The sequence below is a fragment of the Agromyces sp. SYSU T00194 genome, assembly GCF_040496035.1.
GTDB classification, from domain to species: domain Bacteria; phylum Actinomycetota; class Actinomycetes; order Actinomycetales; family Microbacteriaceae; genus Agromyces; species Agromyces chitinivorans.
The window spans coordinates 580,238-600,220 of record NZ_JBEPJZ010000001.1 but is presented as its reverse complement, the minus strand read 5'-3'; the positions used below and the strand labels follow the sequence as shown (position 1 = coordinate 600,220).

The 19,983-nt window shown below is 67.0% G+C and carries 17 protein-coding genes; 7 read left to right on the top strand and 10 right to left on the bottom strand.

The window, feature by feature from the left end; all coding sequences use genetic code 11:
- Nucleotides 1-9 precede the first annotated feature (9 nt).
- Both brxL and ABZK10_RS02820 read left to right on the top strand, forming a co-directional pair.
- On the top strand, nt 10-2,214 hold the full coding sequence (gene brxL, locus ABZK10_RS02825; protein WP_353807668.1) for a BREX system Lon protease-like protein BrxL: 2,205 nt from the start codon (nt 10-12) through the stop codon (nt 2,212-2,214).
- A gap of 1 nt (nt 2,215) precedes the next feature.
- A complete protein-coding gene (locus ABZK10_RS02820; protein ID WP_353807667.1) occupies nt 2,216-3,478 on the top strand; it encodes a protein kinase domain-containing protein in 1,263 nt (420 codons plus the stop codon).
- A 137-nt stretch (nt 3,479-3,615) separates the two neighbouring features.
- On the opposite strand, the gene ABZK10_RS02815 is transcribed toward ABZK10_RS02820, so the two are convergent.
- A complete protein-coding gene (locus ABZK10_RS02815) occupies nt 3,616-4,707 on the bottom strand; it encodes an NINE protein (RefSeq protein WP_353807666.1) in 1,092 nt (363 codons plus the stop codon).
- Nucleotides 4,708-5,002: 295 nt separating this feature from the next.
- Between ABZK10_RS02815 and ABZK10_RS02810 the strand changes: the two genes are divergently transcribed.
- Nucleotides 5,003-5,455 carry a hypothetical protein gene (locus ABZK10_RS02810; RefSeq protein ID WP_353807665.1) on the top strand — a complete coding sequence of 151 codons (453 nt, stop codon included), beginning with the start codon at nt 5,003-5,005 and terminating at the stop codon, nt 5,453-5,455.
- Between the two features lie 5 nt (nt 5,456-5,460).
- Here the strand turns inward: ABZK10_RS02810 and ABZK10_RS02805 are convergent, their stop codons facing one another.
- The 8 genes from ABZK10_RS02805 to ABZK10_RS02770 all read right to left on the bottom strand — a co-directional run bounded on the left by ABZK10_RS02805 (nt 5,461) and on the right by ABZK10_RS02770 (nt 13,582).
- Entirely contained in the window at nt 5,461-6,750 is a 1,290-nt protein-coding gene (locus tag ABZK10_RS02805) for an ABC transporter substrate-binding protein (RefSeq protein ID WP_353807664.1), read from the bottom strand.
- A 98-nt stretch (nt 6,751-6,848) separates the two neighbouring features.
- A complete protein-coding gene (locus ABZK10_RS02800; RefSeq protein WP_353807663.1) occupies nt 6,849-7,754 on the bottom strand; it encodes a carbohydrate ABC transporter permease in 906 nt (301 codons plus the stop codon).
- A gap of 10 nt (nt 7,755-7,764) precedes the next feature.
- Entirely contained in the window at nt 7,765-8,691 is a 927-nt protein-coding gene (locus tag ABZK10_RS02795; protein ID WP_353807662.1) for a carbohydrate ABC transporter permease, read from the bottom strand.
- Nucleotides 8,675-10,051, bottom strand: coding sequence for a glycoside hydrolase family 28 protein (locus ABZK10_RS02790; RefSeq protein ID WP_353807661.1), 1,377 nt, complete (start codon nt 10,049-10,051; stop codon nt 8,675-8,677). The genes ABZK10_RS02795 and ABZK10_RS02790 overlap by 17 nt, the downstream gene beginning before the upstream one ends.
- A 24-nt stretch (nt 10,052-10,075) precedes the next feature.
- Entirely contained in the window at nt 10,076-10,975 is a 900-nt protein-coding gene (locus ABZK10_RS02785) for a dihydrodipicolinate synthase family protein (protein WP_353807659.1), read from the bottom strand.
- Nucleotides 10,972-11,784, bottom strand: a complete 813-nt coding sequence (locus ABZK10_RS02780) for an SDR family NAD(P)-dependent oxidoreductase (RefSeq protein ID WP_353807658.1) — start codon at nt 11,782-11,784, stop codon at nt 10,972-10,974. Before ABZK10_RS02780 ends, ABZK10_RS02785 begins: the two co-directional genes overlap by 4 nt.
- Nucleotides 11,781-12,944, bottom strand: coding sequence for a mandelate racemase/muconate lactonizing enzyme family protein (locus tag ABZK10_RS02775; protein WP_353807657.1), 1,164 nt, complete (start codon nt 12,942-12,944; stop codon nt 11,781-11,783). The genes ABZK10_RS02780 and ABZK10_RS02775 overlap by 4 nt, the downstream gene beginning before the upstream one ends.
- Nucleotides 12,941-13,582 (bottom strand): GntR family transcriptional regulator, encoded by a 642-nt coding sequence (locus tag ABZK10_RS02770; RefSeq protein ID WP_353807656.1) that lies wholly within the window; start codon nt 13,580-13,582, stop codon nt 12,941-12,943. Before ABZK10_RS02770 ends, ABZK10_RS02775 begins: the two co-directional genes overlap by 4 nt.
- Before the next feature lie 219 nt (nt 13,583-13,801).
- Here ABZK10_RS02770 and ABZK10_RS02765 point away from each other — a divergent pair, with 219 nt between their 5' ends.
- Entirely contained in the window at nt 13,802-14,479 is a 678-nt protein-coding gene (locus tag ABZK10_RS02765) for a hypothetical protein (protein ID WP_353807655.1), read from the top strand.
- 14 nt (nt 14,480-14,493) lie between these two features.
- On the opposite strand, the gene ABZK10_RS02760 is transcribed toward ABZK10_RS02765, so the two are convergent.
- Entirely contained in the window at nt 14,494-15,219 is a 726-nt protein-coding gene (locus tag ABZK10_RS02760) for a ScoMcrA-related endonuclease (protein WP_353807654.1), read from the bottom strand.
- Nucleotides 15,220-15,553: 334 nt separating this feature from the next.
- Here ABZK10_RS02760 and ABZK10_RS02755 point away from each other — a divergent pair, with 334 nt between their 5' ends.
- The 3 genes from ABZK10_RS02755 to ABZK10_RS02745 all read left to right on the top strand — a co-directional run bounded on the left by ABZK10_RS02755 (nt 15,554) and on the right by ABZK10_RS02745 (nt 19,981).
- Entirely contained in the window at nt 15,554-16,861 is a 1,308-nt protein-coding gene (locus ABZK10_RS02755) for an NtaA/DmoA family FMN-dependent monooxygenase (protein WP_353807653.1), read from the top strand.
- A gap of 26 nt (nt 16,862-16,887) precedes the next feature.
- Nucleotides 16,888-18,210 (top strand): NtaA/DmoA family FMN-dependent monooxygenase, encoded by a 1,323-nt coding sequence (locus ABZK10_RS02750; protein ID WP_353807652.1) that lies wholly within the window; start codon nt 16,888-16,890, stop codon nt 18,208-18,210.
- A 112-nt stretch (nt 18,211-18,322) separates the two neighbouring features.
- Nucleotides 18,323-19,981, top strand: coding sequence for an ABC transporter substrate-binding protein (locus tag ABZK10_RS02745; RefSeq protein WP_353807651.1), 1,659 nt, complete (start codon nt 18,323-18,325; stop codon nt 19,979-19,981).
- Nucleotides 19,982-19,983: the final 2 nt, after the last annotated feature.

The following is a 19,983-nucleotide window of genomic DNA, read 5'->3' as shown; positions in this document are numbered from 1 at the left end:
ACGCCACGCATGACTGATCTCGACGCCGCACTGAGCGATCTTGATGCGATCGTGGAGGAGGACGTCTACGTCCCCGTGGAACCCCCCGAACAGTCCGAACTCGATCAGAAGATCAACCAGTACTTCGAGGGTGTCGTAGTCCGTAAGGACCTCGTCAAGGCGGTTCGCGGGAATGCCGTCGTACCCGGCTACGTGCTGGAATACCTGCTCGGGCAGTACGCGGCATCTGACGATGAGGCGACGATCCAGGAGGGCATCGAAACAGTACGAAGCATCCTCGCCGAGCACTATGTGCACCGCAACATGCACATGGCAGTGAAGTCGCTCATCCGAGAGAAGGGCCGGTTCCGGGTCATCGACCGCGTCACCGTCAGCCTCAACGACAAGGATGACGTCTACGAAGCATCATTCGAGAACCTGCAGATCACGAAGGTCGTCGTCGACCCGGACACGGTCAAGGCCAACGAGAAGCTGCTGGTCGGTGGTGTGTGGTGCATCTGCGATATCGAGTATGTCCACAACGACAGCCCGGGGTCCGTGCCGTGGCAGTTGGGAAGCCTGAAGGCGATCCAGATCGCTGGCGTCGACTTCGACTCCTACTACGAAGGACGTCGGTCATTTGGCACCGAGGAATGGATCGACCTGCTGGTGCAGTCGATCGGATTGAACCCGGAGCAGTTCACCCCGCGCGGAAAGCTCATCGCGCTGACCCGCCTCGTGCCGTTCGTCGAACGCAACTACAACCTCGTAGAGCTCGGCCCGAAGGGCACCGGAAAGTCGCACACATTCAGCGAGTTCTCCCCGAACGGCGCACTGATCTCGGGCGGCGAGGTCACCGTCGCGAAGCTCTTCGTGAACAACGCGAGCGGCAAGATCGGCCTGGTCGGCTACTGGGACTGCGTCGCGTTCGACGAGTTCGCAGCCAACCGGAAGACCGACCAGAACCTCGTCAACATCATGAAGAACTACATGGCGAACAAGGTCTTCAACCGAGGCAACATTCAGCTCGGCGCAGAGGCATCGATGGCCTTCATCGGCAACACGTCTCACACCGTGCCGTTCATGCTGAAGAACTCCGACCTGTTCGACGAACTCCCGGACTCTTACCGCGACAGCGCGTGGCTCGACCGCATCCACCACTACATCCCCGGGTGGGAGGTCTCGCCCATCCGGTCCGAGATGTTCTCGGACGGATACGGCTTCGTCGTCGACTACCTGGCCGAGGTGCTGCGCTCGAAGCGCTCCGAGGACTTCTCGGACAGGTACACGCCCCACTTCACGCTGGATTCGACGATCTCGACGCGTGACCAGGACGGCATCCGCAAGACGTTCTCTGGCCTGATGAAGCTGATTCATCCGAACGGCGAGGCCACCGAAGACGAGGTTCGGGATCTGCTCGAGTACTCGATTGAGGGGCGGAAGCGCGTCAAGGACCAGATCCTCCGTATCGACGCCACCATGCGCGACAACCCCGTGCGATTCCGCTACAGCGACCAGGCGGGCGCGTGGCATGAGGTGACTACCGTCGAGGAGCGGCAGTACCCGCAGCTCTATCGGCGGAGCTGGGGTGCCGAAGCCGCGGATGCTGGCGACGGCGATCTCGAGACCTACACGCCGCCGATCGTGAATGCCACGACGTCGTCGCGGAGCGTGCGCTCGGTTGCGCCGCCCCTGCCGATCGTTCCAGAGGGCGGCGGGGCCGCCGTCGTCCCTGAAGACGATGAGCCGCTGTTCGAAGGCATCCGCGACTTCAAAGCTGGACAGAAGGGCGTCTCCTACGAGAACCTGCTCCTCCCGTATCTGGTCGGCGCGACGAAAATTCAGATCGTCGACCCATATGTGCGTGCCTGGCACCAGGGACGCAACGTAGGGGACTTGATCGGCCTCCTGGCACTGGCGAAGGATCCGGCGGAAGAGATCGAGGTCACCCTCATCACGGGAGAGACCGACAAGCAATACCAGAAGCATGATCAACTGCGCATGCTCAAGTCGCTGAAGGACGCTGCCGAGGCGGTCGGGGTCGTGCTGGAGATCTCGCTCGACAACACCAAGCACGATCGGTCCATCATCACGGACCACGGGTGGAGGATCCTGCTCGGGAAGGGTCTGGACATCTGGGAGAAGCCAAACAACCCCATTGCCGACGCCCGACAGGAGTTCCGTCAGATCAAGTCGGACACGACCTTCACGTACGCACGGATCCCGGTGAGCTGACGTGACGTCGCAGCATCCCGCCCAGGAGTCCCTGCGGGAAGTGATCCGGTCCGGTCAGGCTGGCAACTGGAAGCTGACCGAGAACTTGGGTCGCGGTGGACAGGGCACCACGTTCCGGGCCGTCTGGACGAAGGAAGCTGCCTCGCTCACGCGGATCGCTCTGGGTGGCGAACACCAGCAGCGTTCTGTCGTGAAGCTGATGATCCCGCCCGATCCGACGGACTACCCCATCCCGTCGGCAAAGTTCGAGCAGCTGCTGGATCACCTTGTCAACGAGTTCATCGCCGAGTGCATGGTGCTCGACAGCCTCGACAACCCGTACATCCCAGACTTCTATCAAGCGAGCCGGCAGAGCGCGAAGGCTGGATGGGCCGTGCCGTGGTTTGCGGTCGAGCTCATTGAGGGTCGCAGCCTGGCTGCGCAGCGGAAGATCGCGGGCCCGCTCGACCAAAATCAGCTGCTCGAGCTCGCGCACGACATGCTCTCGGCTCTGAGTGCCCTTCATGCCGCTGGACTCGTCCACCTGGATCTCAAGCCCGACAACGTGATGCTCGAGCCCGGCAAGTCACGGCTGATCGACTTCGGACTCGCAACTCAGGCGAATCGCGTGCAACCCGGTATCAGTGGCACCCCCGGCTTCTTCACGCCGGAGCAACTCGACCAGGTCGTTGAAGAACGCGACTTCGCGCCTGAGGTGGATCTCTTCAAGCTCGGGGTGACCCTCGCCTGGGCGTCAGGCATCGACCTACCTGATCTCTGGCAGGCGGACCCGTTCGGGCCAACACCAACTCTGCTCACAGCCATGAAGCGCGGCGCGCATCTTGGGGCTTTGAAACCCGCGGTGCGTGAGGTGATTGCGCCGCTGCTGTCGTTCGAGCCGGCCCGCCGGGGCTCCGCCGCGATGGCGCTCGAACAAGTACGGGCACTGCTTCCGCCGGGCAGCTCCCGATCATCAGCCAAGGAGACTGGCGGAAGCGCCAAGCCAGCTAGCCGCCCGCAACCGGCATCACCGAAGCCGGCCCGACCTCGCGCGGCCGCAACACCACCGCCAAAGCCGCAGCGTCAGGTCGGCGGCCGCGAAGCGAACGTTGGCGCTCGAGTCGTCGTGGTCGATCGGCTGGGCCTCGATTGGGCGGGAGTTGTGGTCGGTGCCGACTCGAAGCGGCCCGGCAACATTCTTGTTCGGCACGAGTCGACTCGGGGGAACGAGAACGTCCGCTCCTACCCCCTCGAGCAGGTCGTTCGCGGTTCGCCGCTCAAGTAGAAGTACTTGATTGTGACGCCAGCGATCCACTTTCCGAGGTGCGCCAGGGGGCTTCGGATCTGGTCGCTGAGGGGCCGGCTACGGGTCGGCATCGTGGCGGTCGGCCAAGCCATGCGCCTGGCCGACCGCCGCGCGCACTACAGCATCGCGAACGCCTCGAAGGTCACGTCGCCCGGCAGCGAGTCGACGTCCCAGAGGCTGGACTCGAACTGGGCGGTGCCGCCGGCCGGGAGGCGCTCGATGTAGGCGAAGTCGCTGCCGACGATGGTGCCCGACGAGTCGCGGGCGATCACCGAGACGGTGACGTACTCCTGATCCTCGGCGAACGCCGACGTCACCTTTCCGGTGACGGTGACCCAGCCGTACTCCTGCGTCGTCGCAATGTCCGACGTGCTGAACGAGCCGGTCTCGCCGGCGGGCGACGACGTCGCGGCGAGCGCGGTCGGGCCGCGCACGTCGAGCTCTGCGATCGCGCCGGATCCCACCGAGAAGAAGTTGCCGACGAGCACGGTCTGCCCCTGCAACACGGTCGTGTAGTTGCTGTCGGAGTCGAGGATCACGCCGTCGGCGTCCACGGCCTCGACGGTGATCGCCGCCGAGGGGAACACGTGGTCGGCGTTCGGGTTCTCGAGCACGACGGCGTACCACCAGCGATCCGAGTCGACGTCGGAGCCGAACGCCGTCTCGAGCACGGCGAGGTCCTCGATGGCGGGGGCGGCGGGCTCCTCGGGCTCGGGTTCGCCAGAGGCATCCGCTTCGCTCTCGTCGTCGCTCTGCGACGACGTGGTGGTCGTGCTCGAGCTGTCGCTCACCGCGTCGACCGCGCGGCCCGCCGCGCTCACGCTGCTGACCATGATCGACAGCGCGACGAGGGCGCCGGTGACGATCCACGCCATGGTGCGGAACTTCGCGTAGCCGTCGAGCGGGCGGCCGAGCTTGTCGCGCTGCGCCCCGGCGAGCACGAGGATCACGTCGATGAGCACCCAGACGCCGAGCCCGCCGAGCGTGAGGAGCTTCGCGATCGCGGTGCCGATCTTGCCGAGGTAGAACCGGTCGACCGCGAGGCCGCCGAGCAGCAGCGCGAACAGCCAGGTGGCGAGGAACGACTTGTCGCTCGTCTCGGGCGGCGGCGCGGTCGTCGCGGTCGCGACGGCGGGGGCGGATGCCTCGGGCGCGGCCTGTGCGCCCGGCTGGTCGCCGGTCGGGGGAGTGGGTGTCTGGTCGGTCATGGTCGCGTCTCTTTCGCTGTGAGATCGGATGCCGCCTGGCAGCGCGCATCGCCGCCGGGTCGACAGCTTTCCGACGGTAGTGATGGGGGCCGTCGTTTCCGGGGCTCGGGCGGCGAATCGGATGCCTCTGGCGCGCGGGGATTCGGCGTGTGATCTGGGGGTTCGGGGCGGTCGTCCCCCACAACGGGGCACACGACCGGCTCGGGGCATCCGATCGGTGTTGCTGGGCCGATGTCGGAGGCTGCCTCTAGCGTCGTGATCTTCGGCTGCGGCTGGAGTCCCCGAGGAGTCTCAGATGAGCTCGGACTCGCACCATGACCTCGCCCCCGACGCGGACCTGCGCCGCGTTCCGGGTGCCCCGCTGCCCCGTGGCATCCGCGATCAGTTCTTCACCGACGTGCAGGAACTCGAGCTGCGGCTGCTGGTGCTCGACGATCGGCTCGACCGTCTCGCCGCGCGCCCGGAGCAGGCGTTCCAGACGTTCCGCCACGACACGGTGCTGCGCGTGCAGTCGCTCGCCGCACAGGCGAGCACGCTCGACGCGGCCGGCGCGCTCGACCCGCACCAGCGGCGTCGGGTCGCGGCGCTGCTCACGGTGATGCGGCGGCGCATCGCGCTGCTCGACGAGCGGCGGGCGGCGCGGGGCGGTGCGGGGCGGCGGGCGCGGGATGGTCCGGTGCACCAGATGCCCCAGATGCACCAGACAAACGGGTGGGGAGCGCCGTCTCCGACGCTCCCCACCCGATGAACGACCTACTGCGCGTCGTCGAGCGCGGTCTGCAGCTCGTCGAGGAATCCTGCGGCCGCCTCCGCGGGAGTGCTGGTCTCGAAGATCACCTCTTGGGTGTAGCGGGGGAGGATGCTCAGCGTCTGGTTGCCGCCGGGCGGGGTCGCCGGGGCGGCGGAGCCGAACGTGACGACGTCGAGGAACTCGATCGCGGCCTGGTCCTGCGGCGTCAGCTGCGGCGCGAGGTACTCGCGGATGTCCTCGTTGTTCGGGATGCCGCGTTCCGTGCCCTGGATGTCGGCCTGCGCTTCACTGTTCACCATGAAGTCGATGAACTCGGCGACGACCTCGGGGTGCTCCGTCTGCGCGGAGCCGACCCAGTTGGCGGCCGGCTTCAGGAAGTAGTCGTTGACCGACTCGGGCACCGGGAGCATCACGAGGTCGTTGCCGACGGCATCGGTGACGGCGGTGAGCTGGCTGTTCCAGAAGCTCCCCATGCCGACCGACCCGGTGGCGAAGAACGTCTCGGAGAGGCCGACTCCCTGCCCCTCCGACAGGGTCGCGGCACTCGGCGACCCGCCGTTGGCGATCATGTCGGCGGTGAACGCGAAGTACGACTCCATCGTTTCGGGGCTCACGCCGATGCCGCCGTCTTCCGTGTAGAGGGTCTCGCCGTGCTGGCGAGCCCACAGCCGGATCGAACCCTCGTCGAAGCCGAAGCTGCTCGCGAAACCGTAGTAGTCGCCGGCTCCCGCCTCCGAGAGCTGGACGGCGGTGTCCTCGAACTCGTCCCACGTCCAGTTCGGGTCGTCGGGCACGGGGATGCCGGCCTGTTCGAAGATCGCCGGGTTGAGGTAGATCGCGTACGTCGCGACTCCGGACGCGAGCGTGTACAGGCGTCCGTCGATGATGCCGGCGTCGAGCGTCGCGTCGGGAATCGCCGACGTGTCGATGTCGTAGTCCGTCAGGTCCAACAGCACGCCCTGGTCGACGTACGTCGTCAGGTACGGCTCGTCGAACTGCATGATGTCGGGGGTGTCACCCGCGGCGACCTGCGTCGCGAGGCGGTCCCAGTACGACCCGTAGTCGGTGTAGCTGGGTTCGATCGTGACGTTGGGGTGTTCCTCCTGGAACGCCTCGATGATCGCCTCGGTGTTCGCCGACCTGGTGTCGTTGCCCCACCACGCCATCGTGAGCGTGATCTCGCCGTCTTCGCCTCCTTCGGAGGCGCTGTCGGTACCGGAGCATCCGGTGATCACCAGGCTGGTCGCGAACAGTGCGGCGACGGATGCCGCGAGCTGATGTTGGTTCCTCATCTTCGAGTCCTTTCGTTGGGGGTTGTGTGTGCAGGCGTGCGTGAGTGCGGGGGTTGGTCGATTCGGAGCTCCTTTGCTGTGGTGGAAGCGACGCTTCGTCACTTGATTCCTGTCGTCGCGATCCCCTTGACGAGGAACTTCTGGCCGAACAGGAAGACGAGGAAGATGGGGACCAGGGAGACGACGCTCATCGCGAACATCTCGGCGTAGTTGGTTGCCGACTCGGCGTCCTGGAACGCCGAGAGTGCGAGCGGCACCGTGTACAGCTCGGGCTTGGTGAGGTAGATCAGCTGGCCGAAGAAGTCGTTCCAGGTCCAGATGAAGGTGAAGATCGCGGCCGTCGCGAGCGCCGGCACCATGAGCGGCAGGATGATCTGCAGGAAGATGCGCGGATGCCCCGCCCCGTCAATCCGCGCGGCCTCGTCGAGCTCGCGAGGGATGCCGCGGATGAACTGGACCATGAGGAACACGAAGAACGCGTCGGTGGCCAGCAGCTTCGGCACGATCAGCGGCAGGAACGTGTTCACCCAGCCGAGCTCGGAGAACAGGATGTACTGCGGGACGATGATCACGTGGATCGGGAGCATGATGCTCAGCAGCATGATCGCGAACCACCACCGCTTGCCGGTGAACTCGAGGCGGGCGAACGCGTACGCCGCCATCGAGCACGAGATCAGGTTGCCGACGATCGAGCCGAGCACCACGAGGGTGCTGTTGAGCAGGTACAGGCTGAACGGGAAGCTCAGCGCGTTCCACCCCTCCACGTAGTTCGAGACCTCGAACGTGTCGAGCAGGATGCCGGGCTCGCGGAAGATCTCGTCGTTCGGCCGAAGCGACGACACGATCATCCAGATCACGGGGTACAGCATGAGCAGACCCATGGCGATCAGGACCACATGGCGGATCACGCTGGTCGCGGGTCTGCGCAGGCGCTTGGGTCGACGCCGGCGTGCGGGCGTTCCGGTCACGATCGCCTCGGTGGAGAGGTCGACGGATGCGGTCATGGGCCGGTCCTCAATCCTGGTCATCGTAGAAAACCCAGTACTTGCTGGTCCAGAAGGCCAGTGCGGTCAGTGCGGCGACGATCAGCAGGAGCACCCAGGCCATCGCCGAGGCGTACCCCATCTGCAGGTTCGCGAAGCCGCGGTCGTAGAGGTAGAGCGTGTAGAACAACGTCGAGTCGACCGGTCCTCCCGACCCACCGGAGACGATGTACGCCTGGGTGAACGACTGGAACGCGCCGATGATCTGGAGCACGAGGTTGAAGAAGATGATCGGAGTGAGCATGGGGATCGTGATCCTGAACAGCTGCTGCACGCGTGACGCGCCGTCCACGGATGCGGCCTCGTAGTACATGGTGGGGATCTGGCGGAGACCGGCGAGGAAGATCACCATCGGCGATCCGAACGTCCAGACGTTCAGGATCATCAGTGTTCCCAAGGCCGTGTCGGGGTTGGAGATCCACCCCTGACCCTCGATGCCGAACCAGCCGAGGACCACGTTCGCCAGCCCATCGACGCCGAAGATCTGGCGCCAGAGCATCGCGATCGCCACGCTCGAGCCGAGCAGGCTCGGCAGGTAGAACGCGGAGCGGTAGAAGGCGAGGCCCCGCATGCCCCGGTCGAGCACGAGCGCGAGCAGCAGCGCGACGATCAGCTGGATGGGCACCGAGACGAACACGTAGGTGAAGGTCACCTCGAGCGACTTGTGGAGCCGCTCGTCGCCGAGCATCTTGAGGTAGTTGTCGAGGCCGTTGAAGCGGGGCGGGCTCAGCAGGTTGTATCGCGTGAACGACAGGGCGAGGGAAGCGACCATCGGCCCGATCGTCACCAGGCCGAGCCCGATGAACCAGGGCAGCATGAAGGCGTAGGCGGCCTTGTTCTGCTTCTTGCCCTTCGTCGGGGCCGCCTCGAGCTTGCCGAGCTCACCGATGGCGCTCATCGGACACCTCCGTGCGTGCGCGCCACTGCGGGTGCGTGAGGTGGTGCTTGAGGTCATCCGAAGGGTCGCGTGCGGAGTCGATCGCGATGCGCACGTCGTTGAGTTCGAACTCGCGCACGCCGATGATCTGGCCGAGGTTCGTGGCCTGGATCTCGACGTCCTCCAAGCGGATTCCGGTCATCGGGTTCTCGGGGTATCCGTCGAGCTCGAATGCTCGGGACTCCCCGGTGTAGTCGTCCGAGAGTCGGGACACGGCGCGGCTGATGGTCATGCCGCGGACCGTGGTCGGTGCGAGATCGTCGGGGATCGGCGTGGCCAGCACGTGCCACCAGGGCGGGATATCCCCGGTGAATGTGTCGGGGATCTCGATCTGGTTGAACCAGGGGTACCAGTTGAGCGCGAAGCTGAACGGGAACACCACGTCGGTCATCTCGAGGTCGGTGACCGAGATGTTCTCGACGACCCCTCCCCGCGCCCGCGACGACTTGATGCGGAACCCGTAGTCGGTCCCCTCGAACCGGAGGTCGGAGATGCGGACGTCGCTGATTCCCCCGGAGAGGTCGGAGCCGAGTGCGACGCCGAGGCCCTCACCGATGGTGCAGTCCCTAATGTCGATGTCACGGCACGGCCGGTTGACGCGTCGACCGTCGGCATCTCGCCCGGACTTCAGGACGATGTTGTCGTCGCCGCACGCGATCGAGCAACGCTCGACGAGGACCCGCTCGCACGAGTCGATGTCGATGCCGTCGGTGGATGGTCCGAAGCTGTCGGCGATCGTGATGTCGGCGATCGTCGCGTCGGTGGTGTAGCAGAGGTGGATCGTCCAGAACGGCGACTTGCGGATGTGCAGTCCGCTCACGGTGATGCGGCGGGACTCGTTGATGAAGATCAGTCGGGGGCGCACTGTGTCGTAGTCGGCGGCCCACCGAAGGCCGCGGCTGTCGTAGTCGGCGCGTACCCCGCCGTCCCCGTCCGGGCCCCAGTAGCGATCCCACCAGAACTGGCCGTTGCCGTCGATCAGCCCAGCGCCGGTCAACGTGACGTCTTCGCAGTCGAGTGCGTTGATGACCGCCGCTGGGCCGTCCATCTCGATGCCGGCGAGCCGGGAGTGGATGTTCGGGTACTGGTCGTCCTCCGTGGTCGCGAGGAGCGTGGCGTCCTCGGCGATCTCGAAGGTGATGCCGCTGCGCAGGAACAGGGCGCCGGTGCGGTAGGTGCCGCCGGCGAGGATGACGCGGCCTGCGACCTTCGCGGCGACATCGATCGCGCGCTGGATCGCCGCGGTGTCGATGTGCACGCCGTCCGCGGCGGCACCGTAGAGACGAGGGTCGTGAATGGTTTCAACTTCGATGTCGGTCATAGCGTCGTTGCTCTCTTGTCGATGTCAGCGGTGTGTCGGCCACGCCGCGATGGCGGCATGGAGGGCGCGCTTGGCGGATGGGGTGAGCTCGGAGTGGGGCGCGCGAACGGGACCGGTCTCGATGCCCGAGCACCGGAGTATCTCCTTGAGCACGGCGACGTTGAAGCGTCCGTTCCCCTCGGCTCGGATGTCCTCGACCGGTGAGAGCGGTGCGACTGCGCGTGCGAGTCGTGTGTCGTCTCCGACGACGAGCGCCTCATGGACCCGCAGCGCGAGGTCGGGTCGAGCGTTCGCGATGCCGGAGGTGAAGCCGGTGAGCCCCAGGGTGAGGAACTCGGGTGCCCGTGCCTCTGCTGCACCGTTGATCCAGACGCAGTCACCGTTGGCGTCCGCCAGGAGCGTGGTGAGCGCGTCGAGACTGCGTCGTGCGTACTTCACTCCCGCGATGTTCGCGTGGTGCGAGAGGTCGGAGAGGGCGAGCGTGTCCAGTCGCTCGGTGCGGAGGTAGATGACGAGGGGCAGCGCCGACCTGTCGGCGATGTCGAGGTAGTAGTCGGCGAATCCCGCGGAGTCGCCGAACGGGTCCGCAGGCTCGTGCACCATCGTCAGGTCGTACCCGAGCGCCGCGGCTGCATCCGTGTTCGCGAGCACGGTGGCGCTCGCCCCCGCGACGCCGGCGATGAGCAGAGAGCCGTCTGTGCCTGCTGCGACGGCGCGCAGGTGGGCGACGCGCTCCTCGGCGGTGAGCTGGAAGACCTCGGCGGTGTTGCCCAGCGCGGTGAGGACGTGGATGCCGGCGTCGTCCAGTCGGCGCGCGATCCCGGTCAATGCGGAGACATCGACGGTGCCCTCGGCGTAGGGAGTGATGAGGACTGCGATGACCCCTCCCAGGGCCTCTCGGATCCTCGTGCGGTTGGTGCTCATCGCTTCAGCCCACCCGTCTCGAGGTCGAGCTCGGAGGTAGCCTGACGTGCCTGGACGCTCAAGCCGCCGTCAACTGCCAGCACGTGCCCCGTCACGTAGGACGCGTCGTGCGATGCGAGGAAGGAGACCACGCTGGCGAGTTCGTCGGCGGTGCCCGCGCGTCCGAGCGGGATCGGCGTGACCTCGGCCGCACGCACGTCGTCGGGCAGTCGCTCGTAGCGGTCGTTCGAGATGGCGCCTGGCGCGACCGCGTTCACGCGGATGCCTCGATCGGCGAACTCGAGCGCGGCGGCGCGGGTGAACGCCTCGATGGCGCCCTTGGTCGCGTCGTAGGCCGATGCCGAACGATGGGCCTTCGTCGCTCCGATGGACGAGACGTTGACGATCGACGCGCCCGGTGCCCGCATCAGCGGCAGCGCGGCGGTGGTGCACAGGAACATGCCCCGCGCATTCACACCGAAGATGACGTCCCAGTCGGCGAGGGTCATCTCCTCGATCGGCACACGGCCCCGCATCGTGACGGCTGCGTTGTTGACCAGCACGTCGACCTCGCCTGCCGTGCTGCGGATGAACTCGAACATCTCGGTGACGGCTCCCGGGTCGGCGACGTCGGCGTCGTACCCGTGGGCGTCGAATCCCTCGTCGCGAAGTCGTCGCGCCGCGTCCTCGGCCTCCCCGGCGACGATGCCGTTGATGACGACGCGGGCGCCCTCTCTGGCGAACCGCTGCGACATGGCCAGCCCGAGGTTGCGGCTGCCGCCGGTGACCACGACCGTCTCGCCTGCCCGTGATGGGACCTGCCGGCTCATGCGCGCTGCTCCCCGGTTCTGTCGACGATCGTCGCGAGCTGCGCTCCGCGCCAGGTGAGGTCGTCGCTCGCCGCTGCGAGCGCGTCGTCGGAGATCGCGAGCCCCAGCCCGGGGCCCTCCGGGGGCACCAGGTCGCTGTCCTCGTAGAGGACCGGCGATTCGACGACATCGCGCTGGTAGAGCAGCGGGCCGACCGGGTCGCTGGCGTGCATCGGCCCAGCGACGCAGGTCCCGACGTGAGCGGCTGCCGCCGTGCCGATCGACAGCTCCTGCGTCGTGCCCATGAGGCACGCGACACCGGCCGCTTCGGCGACGGAGATCGTCCGGAGCGCTCCCGTGATGCCGCCGAGGACGAACAGTCCCACATTGAGTACGTCGACCGCACCGGATGTCACGAGGTCGAGTGCGGATCGCGGGCCGACGGCGTGCTCGCTGACGGGTACGAGTGTGCGCTCGCGAACGAACCGCAGTCCCGCGAGGTCGCCGGACCTGGCCGGCGCCTCGACGAACTCGTAACCGAGTTCGGCGGTCCGCGCGATGAAGCCGGCCGCGGCCCGCGCGTCGAGCAGGTTGGAGAAGTCCAACGACTTGATCTCGATGCGGTCGCCGAAGCGGTCGCGGGCCAGCATCAGGAAGCGCCGGTCGAGTTCGAGGTTGCGCCCGACATAGACGCGGAACCTCGACATCCCGTCCTGCAGCCTGAGTTCCATGACCTCGAGGTTCGACTCGACATCCGACTCTGTCTGCTGGCGGAAGATGGGGTACGCGATCGGTAGGCGCGCGCGTGACCGGCCTCCCAGCAGCTCGGACACGTTGGCGTCGAGGAGCTTGCCACGCAGGTCCCAGATCGCGAGGTCGACGCCACACCTGATGAGGCTCGCCTTGTCGTACAGCGACTCGGCAGACGGGAACGCGCGATCCATCGTGGCGGCGATCGACGAGCTCTCCATTGGGTCCCGGCCGACGAGGATGTCGGTGAGTGTTGCCTCGAGCCCTCGTACGTCGATGTGGTACATCGGGAGGTGCTGGAAGTCGGACATCTCGCCGATGCCGACGAGTCCGTCGACGTCGGTGGCGAGCTGCACGATGATGTGGCCGCAGGTGATGCCTGAACGCGGCGACGTGACCGCGGTGAGCGTGACGGCGGTGATGCGACTCACGGGCGCCCCGACTCCGAGCGCCCCTGTGCTTCGAGCACGCGCAGCAGCGACCGGGAAGCCTCGAGGATGTGCTCGCGCACCAGCGATTCCGCCCGTTCCGCGTCGCCCGCCTCGACCGCGTCGAGGAGCAGCTGGTGCTCGTCGGCTTCGACGCCGAACGTGGGCTCGATCCGCCAACCGGCGGTCGCGAGGAAGGTGTTCAGCAGCTGCAGCTTGTCGAGGAAGCTGATGAGCCACTCGTTGTGGCAAAGGACATAGATCTCGCGGTGGAACCGGCGGTTCGCCAGGCCCAGTTGTGCGGGGTGCTCCCCGCCGAGGAGCGCTCGCGCCTCGCCGAGCGCACGACGTGCAGCGTCCTGACGGCCGGGCCCGCACCGTTCCACCCCCATCCGAACCGCTTGCGGCTCGACCGCGAGCCTCGCGGCGTAGAGCTCGTGTGCTGTCGCCGCTTCGAGCGTGCGCACCGCAACCCCCTGATACGAGGTCGCGACGACGAGGCCACTGGACTGGAGCTGCTTGAGCGCCTCGCGCACCGGCGTCTTGGAGACCCCCAACATCTCGGCGATCTCGCGCTCTACGAGCGGCGCCCCTTGGGGGAGGCGGCCGTCGAGGATCGCCTGCTGGAGCGCCTCGCGCACGCGATCACCGCGAGAGAGCACGCGCTCCGTGGTCAGGGGCTGCAGTGCATCCGAAGCGAGAGACGTCGTTGGCATGGTGAGATACTAATATCTTGGTATACCAAGATGCAAGAGGCTCTTCGAGATCCCGTGCAGGACGTGGAATGATCTGCCCAGAGACTGCAGGAATACTTCGGGCGCAGTCGGAACCGACGACTCGGGGTTCATGGAGGCGGTGGTATGGATCAGGCCCAGATTCAAGCGTTGGTTCTGACGTTCGTCGTGACAACGGTGCTGGGCGGCTTCGTTGGGGCCTTGTTCCAGCGAATGGCGTGGAAGCGGCAGGCGCGCCTGGACCAGGCGCGGGCCTCGTACGCTGAGCTCACCGACGTCTTCGAGAAGATCACGCTGCTCATCGACGCCCGCTACTACGGAATGTTCAAGTGGCAGCAGGCGCTCGCAGAGGGACTTCCGGACGAGGAGGTGCAGCGCCGTATCGATGCGTACTTCGTGATCGTCGCCGACTGGAACAGTCGGATTCGCCTCTTCCACAATCAACTCCGAATCCACTTCGGTGACGATCGAGCGTTGGCATTCCTCGACTACGCCGATGACTTCGACATCGACACGGCCGTGAGCCTGCACTACCGATTTGTGCGGGTCACCCGCCGCTTGTCGCAGGCGACGAAGGACCGCACGCAGTTGGCTGCGGCAACCGAGGACATGCATCACCTGAACTGGGCGCTCGCAGCGTTTGCGAAGGGCACTGCGGATGAGTTGGTGAGTCGCGCGTCTCAGCTACGACGACTGAGATTCGAGACAGCGGCGAAGACGAACGAAGGCGGAATGCTCGTCTCTGGCCCTCAGCACCCGGGGCTACCGAGGAACACGCCCGACAGTGCGATTGCGCGCCGATAGCCGCGGCCGAGGCCTTACGCTCTGAGCGCTGAGGCTCGTGTCATGTATCGCGGCAACCGACAGCAGAACTCGCACTCGCCGCTGACCGGGAGCACCATGGTGCAGGTCGGGCAGATCGACTCGACGCGCTCGGGGACGACGACGCGCGGAGTGCGGGGCGCGCGAGAGGTGCCGGAAGAGCGGGACGAACCAGCTGCGCGAGCCCGAGCCGCGGTGAGCGGCGTCAGCTCAGCCTCGCCCTTCGCGGTGCGCCACGAGATGTAGTCGCTGTGGATGAACGCGGTCGCGTTGCCCTTGCGGGGGACCGCGGCGATGTAGGCGCCAGACGCCGGCACGTAGAACTCGGCGTCGTCGCGGCGGGAGAGGAAGCGGCGGGCGGCGTCGATGTTGCCCAGCGGGAGGGGGCGGGCCTCGAGGGCCTCGTCGAAGGTGAGGAAGGTCTGTCGGGACTTGCGGTCGTCGATGCCCTCGATCGCGTAGCCGAGCTCGGCCAGGCGGCCGGCGGCGCCGGTGCGGCCGCCGCTGAAGACGTCGGGGCCCGGCTTCACGCCGAACTGGTTGTGGAAGGCCACGCCGAAGATCGCCTTCGAGTCGTAGCGGCCCGACTCCGTCACCAGGAAGTAGTCGCGGTCCTCGCCGAATCCGTACGTCGCCAGGAACTGGTGGCGGCCGAGGCGGTCGAACTCCTCGAGCGCGCGGTCGACGGCGGAATTATCGGTGAGGTGGGTGTACGAGAACACCCAAGGACCCTATCCGACGGGTCCGGCTCCGAGCTGTGCCCGTGAGCGCCTCCGGCGAGACCGTCTACACCTGTCGGGGAACCGCCCCGCACATTGCCGCCGCGATTCCGCTGCGCGCAATATGCGACGGAAGAGCAAAAAGAGCCGGTCAGCCCAGATAACAGCAATTCGACACGAGGCGAAATACGCCGCTACGCGACAGACGTGCTCGCGAAACACTGCCTCCTTAGCCTCGTCTCCAAGCAGCCGACGGCGTCGCTGAAGGGGTTCCTCCGACGACCGTCGCATGGCCCCGACGACGTCCGCACCACGTCAATCGAAAGGGTCATCAGTCGTGACTGAGCGTTTCCACCTCGGGTGGTTCATGAACTTCGCACCTCCGGTCTGGGAGGGCATGTACAGCGGCCACATCGGATCCACCTGGGCCAACGGCCGGTTCTACATGGACATGGCGAAGGCGCTCGAGCGCGCCGGATTCGACTACATGATGCTCGAGGACTCCTCGATGGTGTCGGATGCCTTCGAGGGCAGCTCGCGCGCAGACCTGAAGCACCACCTGTACGCGCCCAAGCACGACCCGCTGCCGCTGGTGCCGCTGCTCGCGTCGGTCACCGAGCACCTCGGCATCGTCGCCACCGCGTCGACCAGCTTCTACCCGCCGTTCCTCCTCGCGCGCTCGATGTCGACGCTCGACCACCTCACCAAGGGCCGGGTCGGCTGGAACATCGTCACCTCGAGCGAGGACCGGGCCGCGCAGAACTACGGCCTCGACGCGCTCTACGAGCACGACGCCCGCTACGACCGCGCCGACGAGTTCGTCGAGGTCGTCGACAAGCTGTGGTCGTCGTGGGAGCCCGACGCGCTCGTGATGAACCGCGAGACCGGCCACTACGTCGACCACACCAAGGTGCGCACGATCGACCACAAGGGCGAGTTCTACTCGGTGCGCGGTCCGCTCAACACCCTGCCGTCGCCGCAGGGCCGCCCGGTCATCTGCCAGGCGGGCGGCAGCCCGCGCGGCCGCCAGTTCGCCGCCGAGCACGCCGACACGATCATTACGCAGTCGCGCGGCGTCGAGCGCATGAAGGCGTACCGCGACGACATCCGCGCCCGCGCTGCCGCGGCCGGCCGCAACCCCGATGACATCAAGCTGCTCTACATCGTGAGCCCCGTGCTCGGCGTGACCGACGACGAGGCGTGGGCGAAGTGGGAGGCCCGCAAGGAGGCCGCCGAGACGAACGTCGAGAAGGCGCTCGCGCACCTCAGCGCCCTCACCGAGGTCGACTTCTCGCAGTTCGACCTCGACAAGCCCATTCCCGAGGACGTCGAGACCAACGGCCACCGCACGACGCTCAAGGAGTTCATCAAGCTCGGCGACAACGGCACCAAGACCCTCCGCGAGGTCGCGGCCGGCTGGAACATCCACGCCGTCGACCTCGTCGGCTCGGTCGAGACCGTCGCCGACCAGATGGGCGAGGTCATGGACGCCGTGGGCGGCGACGGGTTCCTCATCTCCGGCCCGATGACCCGCGAGTACATCGGCGAGGTCACCGACGGACTCGTGCCGGCGCTGCAGCGTCGCGGGCTCACCCGTACGTCGTACACGCACGACACCTTCCGCGAGAACCTCCTCGAGTTCTGATCCGGCCCGCGACGAAAGGAACAGCAGTGAGTAGCACCTCCACTCTTCCGCGGATGCGGCTCGGATGGTTCGTGAACTTCCTCGTGCCCGCGTGGAACCTGCCCTGGTCGGGCAACGCCGGCGCCGAGTGGATGAACGGCGAGTTCTACATCGACATGGCGCGCAGCCTCGACCGCGCGGGCTTCGACGTCATGATGCTCGAGGACTCGACCTACGTCTCCGACATCTACAACGGCACCTTCGAGGCCGAGCTGAAGCACACGGTGCGCGCCCCGAAGAACGACCCGATCCCGCTCATCCCGCTGCTCGCGGCGGCGACGCAGAAGCTCGGCTTCGTCGGCACGATGTCGTCGAGTTTCTACCAGCCGTTCCACCTCGCACGGCTCGTCTCGACCCTCGACCACCTGACCGAGGGCCGCGTGGGCTGGAACATCGTCACCTCGGCCGGCAAGATCGCCGCGCAGAACTTCGGCATGGACGACCTGCCGCCGCACGACGAGCGGTACGAGATCGCCCAGGAGTTCGTCGACGTCGTCGAGGCGCTCTGGAACTCGTGGGACCGCGACGCCGTCGTGATGGACAAGGCGACCGGCACCTACGTCGACTCCGACAAGGTGCGCCCGATCGACCACCACGGCACGTACTTCGACGTGCGCGGGCCGCTCAACAGCCTGCCGCCCGTGCAGGAGCGTCCCGCGATCTTCCAGGCCGGCGGCAGCCCCCGCGGCCGCGAGTTCGCCGCGCGCAACGCCGACGTCATCGTCTCGTCGGCCAAGGGCGTCGACCAGATGAAGGACTACCGCGACGAGGTGCGCCGCCGGGCGGAGCTCAGCGGGCGGAACCCCGATGACATCCGCATCCTCTTCATGATCTCGCCGTTCCTCGAGAACACCGACGCACTCGCGCAGCAGCGCCGGGCCGAGCGCATCGCGATCACCGACGAGCGCGCCCAGCGGCGCCTGCTCATGATGAGCGACGAGTTCGACTTCGCGCAGTTCGACCTCGACCAGCCGCTGCCCGACCACATGGAGACCAACGGCAGCCAGAGCGTGCTCGAGCAGTTCCAGCGGTGGGCGAAGGGCCGGCCGCTGCGTGAGGCCGCGGCATCCGACGAGTTCGAGGCCATGCCGCTCGCCGGCACCCCCGAGACGGTCGCCGACGAGATGGAGGCCGTGTTCCGCGAGGTCGGCGGCGACGGCTACCTACTCTTCAGCGGCGGCGGCGGCATGCTCACCCGGCGCTACATCGACCAGGTCTGCGAGGGGCTCGTGCCCGAGCTGCAGCGCCGTGGCCTGGTGTGGGCGGATGCCCCGAGCGCACCGCTCGCGGAACGACTCGCCATCGGCTGATCCCACGTGTGCGGGCGACGTGCCGCCGTCGCCCGCACACCCCCCGACTCGCTCGACCCCCCGGACGCACCACCCGAGACGCACCACCCACCCCGAGAGGAACCGCATCCACATGACCACGAACCGACCGAAGGCGCGGGTGCGACTGCGCCGGCGCCTGCTGCTCGCGACGACCGCCGCGCTGACCGCCGGCTCGCTCGTCGCCTGCGCCACCACCGGCGCGGAGGACGCAAGCTCCGACGGCACCACCATCACGGTGCTGACCCCCGACCAGGCCAGCCAGCTCTCGTTCGACGCCGGGTTCGTCGGCACCACCGACAACTTCGAGGTGCTCGAGAACATCAACGCCACCCTCATCCGCAAGCCCTACGTCGAGGGCGACCAGGCGGGCACCCTCGAGCAGAACCTCTACGAGTTCGAGGGTCTCCTCGCCGAGAGCTACGAGGTGAGCGACGACGGCCTCGTCTACACGTTCCACCTCCGCGAGGGCGTCATGAGCGAGCACGGCAACGAGCTCACCGCCGACGACGTGCTCTGGTCGTACCAGCGCAAGTTCGGCTCGCCGACCTCCGTCACGCCCTACGTCGTGGCACCTGCGATCACCGACCCCGACCGCCAGATCGCGGTCGTCGACGACTACACGGTGACCTTCACGGTCGACCGCGAGGGCGACGGCTTCACCCTGTTGGCCGTGCTCGCCGACGTGACCGGGCACATCTACGACTCCGACTACCTCAAGGAGCACGCCACCGACGACGACCCGTGGGCGACCGAGTGGTCGACCGGTCGTTCGGACTTCGGCTACGGCGCGTACCGCGTCGAGTCGGTGACCGAGGGCAGCGAGATGGTGCTCGTCGCGAACCCCGACTACGCGCTCGGCGAGCCCGAGGTGACGCGCATCGTGCGCCGCGTCGTCGCCGACCCCGGCGTGCGCGCCACGACCCTCCGTCGCGGTGACGCCGACGTGGCGCTCGCGATGCGTGCGACCGACCAGGCGAGCCTCGAGTCGGAGTCGTCCATCATCGTGCCCGACGCGGAGTCGAACAACTTCATGGTGTTCTCGCCCGTGCAGAACAAGGCGCCGTTCGACGACGTCGAGGTGCGTCGCGCCATGGCGTACGCCATCCCGTACGACGAGATCGTGGAGCAGACCTACCAGGGCCGTGCGACCAAGCAGAACACGTTCCTGCAGTCGGGTGGCGAGGGCGGCTCGGGCGAGCCGGACTGGACGTACGACCCCGAGCTCGCAGCCGAGATCCTCGCCGACGCGGGCTACGCCGACGGCGTGAGCTTCACGCTCTCGATCGCGAGCGACAACCCCGCCATGGAGGATGCCGCCACGCAGATGGCGTCCTTCGCCGCCGAGGCCGGCTTCGACATCGAGATCGAGAAGCTGAACCCCGCACAGTTCGCCGAGGGCTACCAGACCGGCACGTTCCAGGCGCACCTCAAGACCGACAGTGCGATCAGCCTGGCGCCGCCGTACGAGCTGCTGCTGTACACGACGCCGGGTTCGTCGGGCAACCTCGGCCAGTACGAGAGCCAGGAGTTCCTCGACACGGTCAACCAGGGCATCGAGGCCGGCGACGCGCTGAGCCCCGAGGCCGCGGAGTACTGGAACGCCGCCCAGGACATCTGGCTCGCCCAGGACGTCGCGAACATCTTCGTCGCGAAGATCAAGCCGATCGTGGCGCTGTCGTCCGACCTCGAGGGCTGGGCGAACCGCACCGACAACTGCATCGACTACTCGGTGCTGACCGTCGCTCCCTGAGA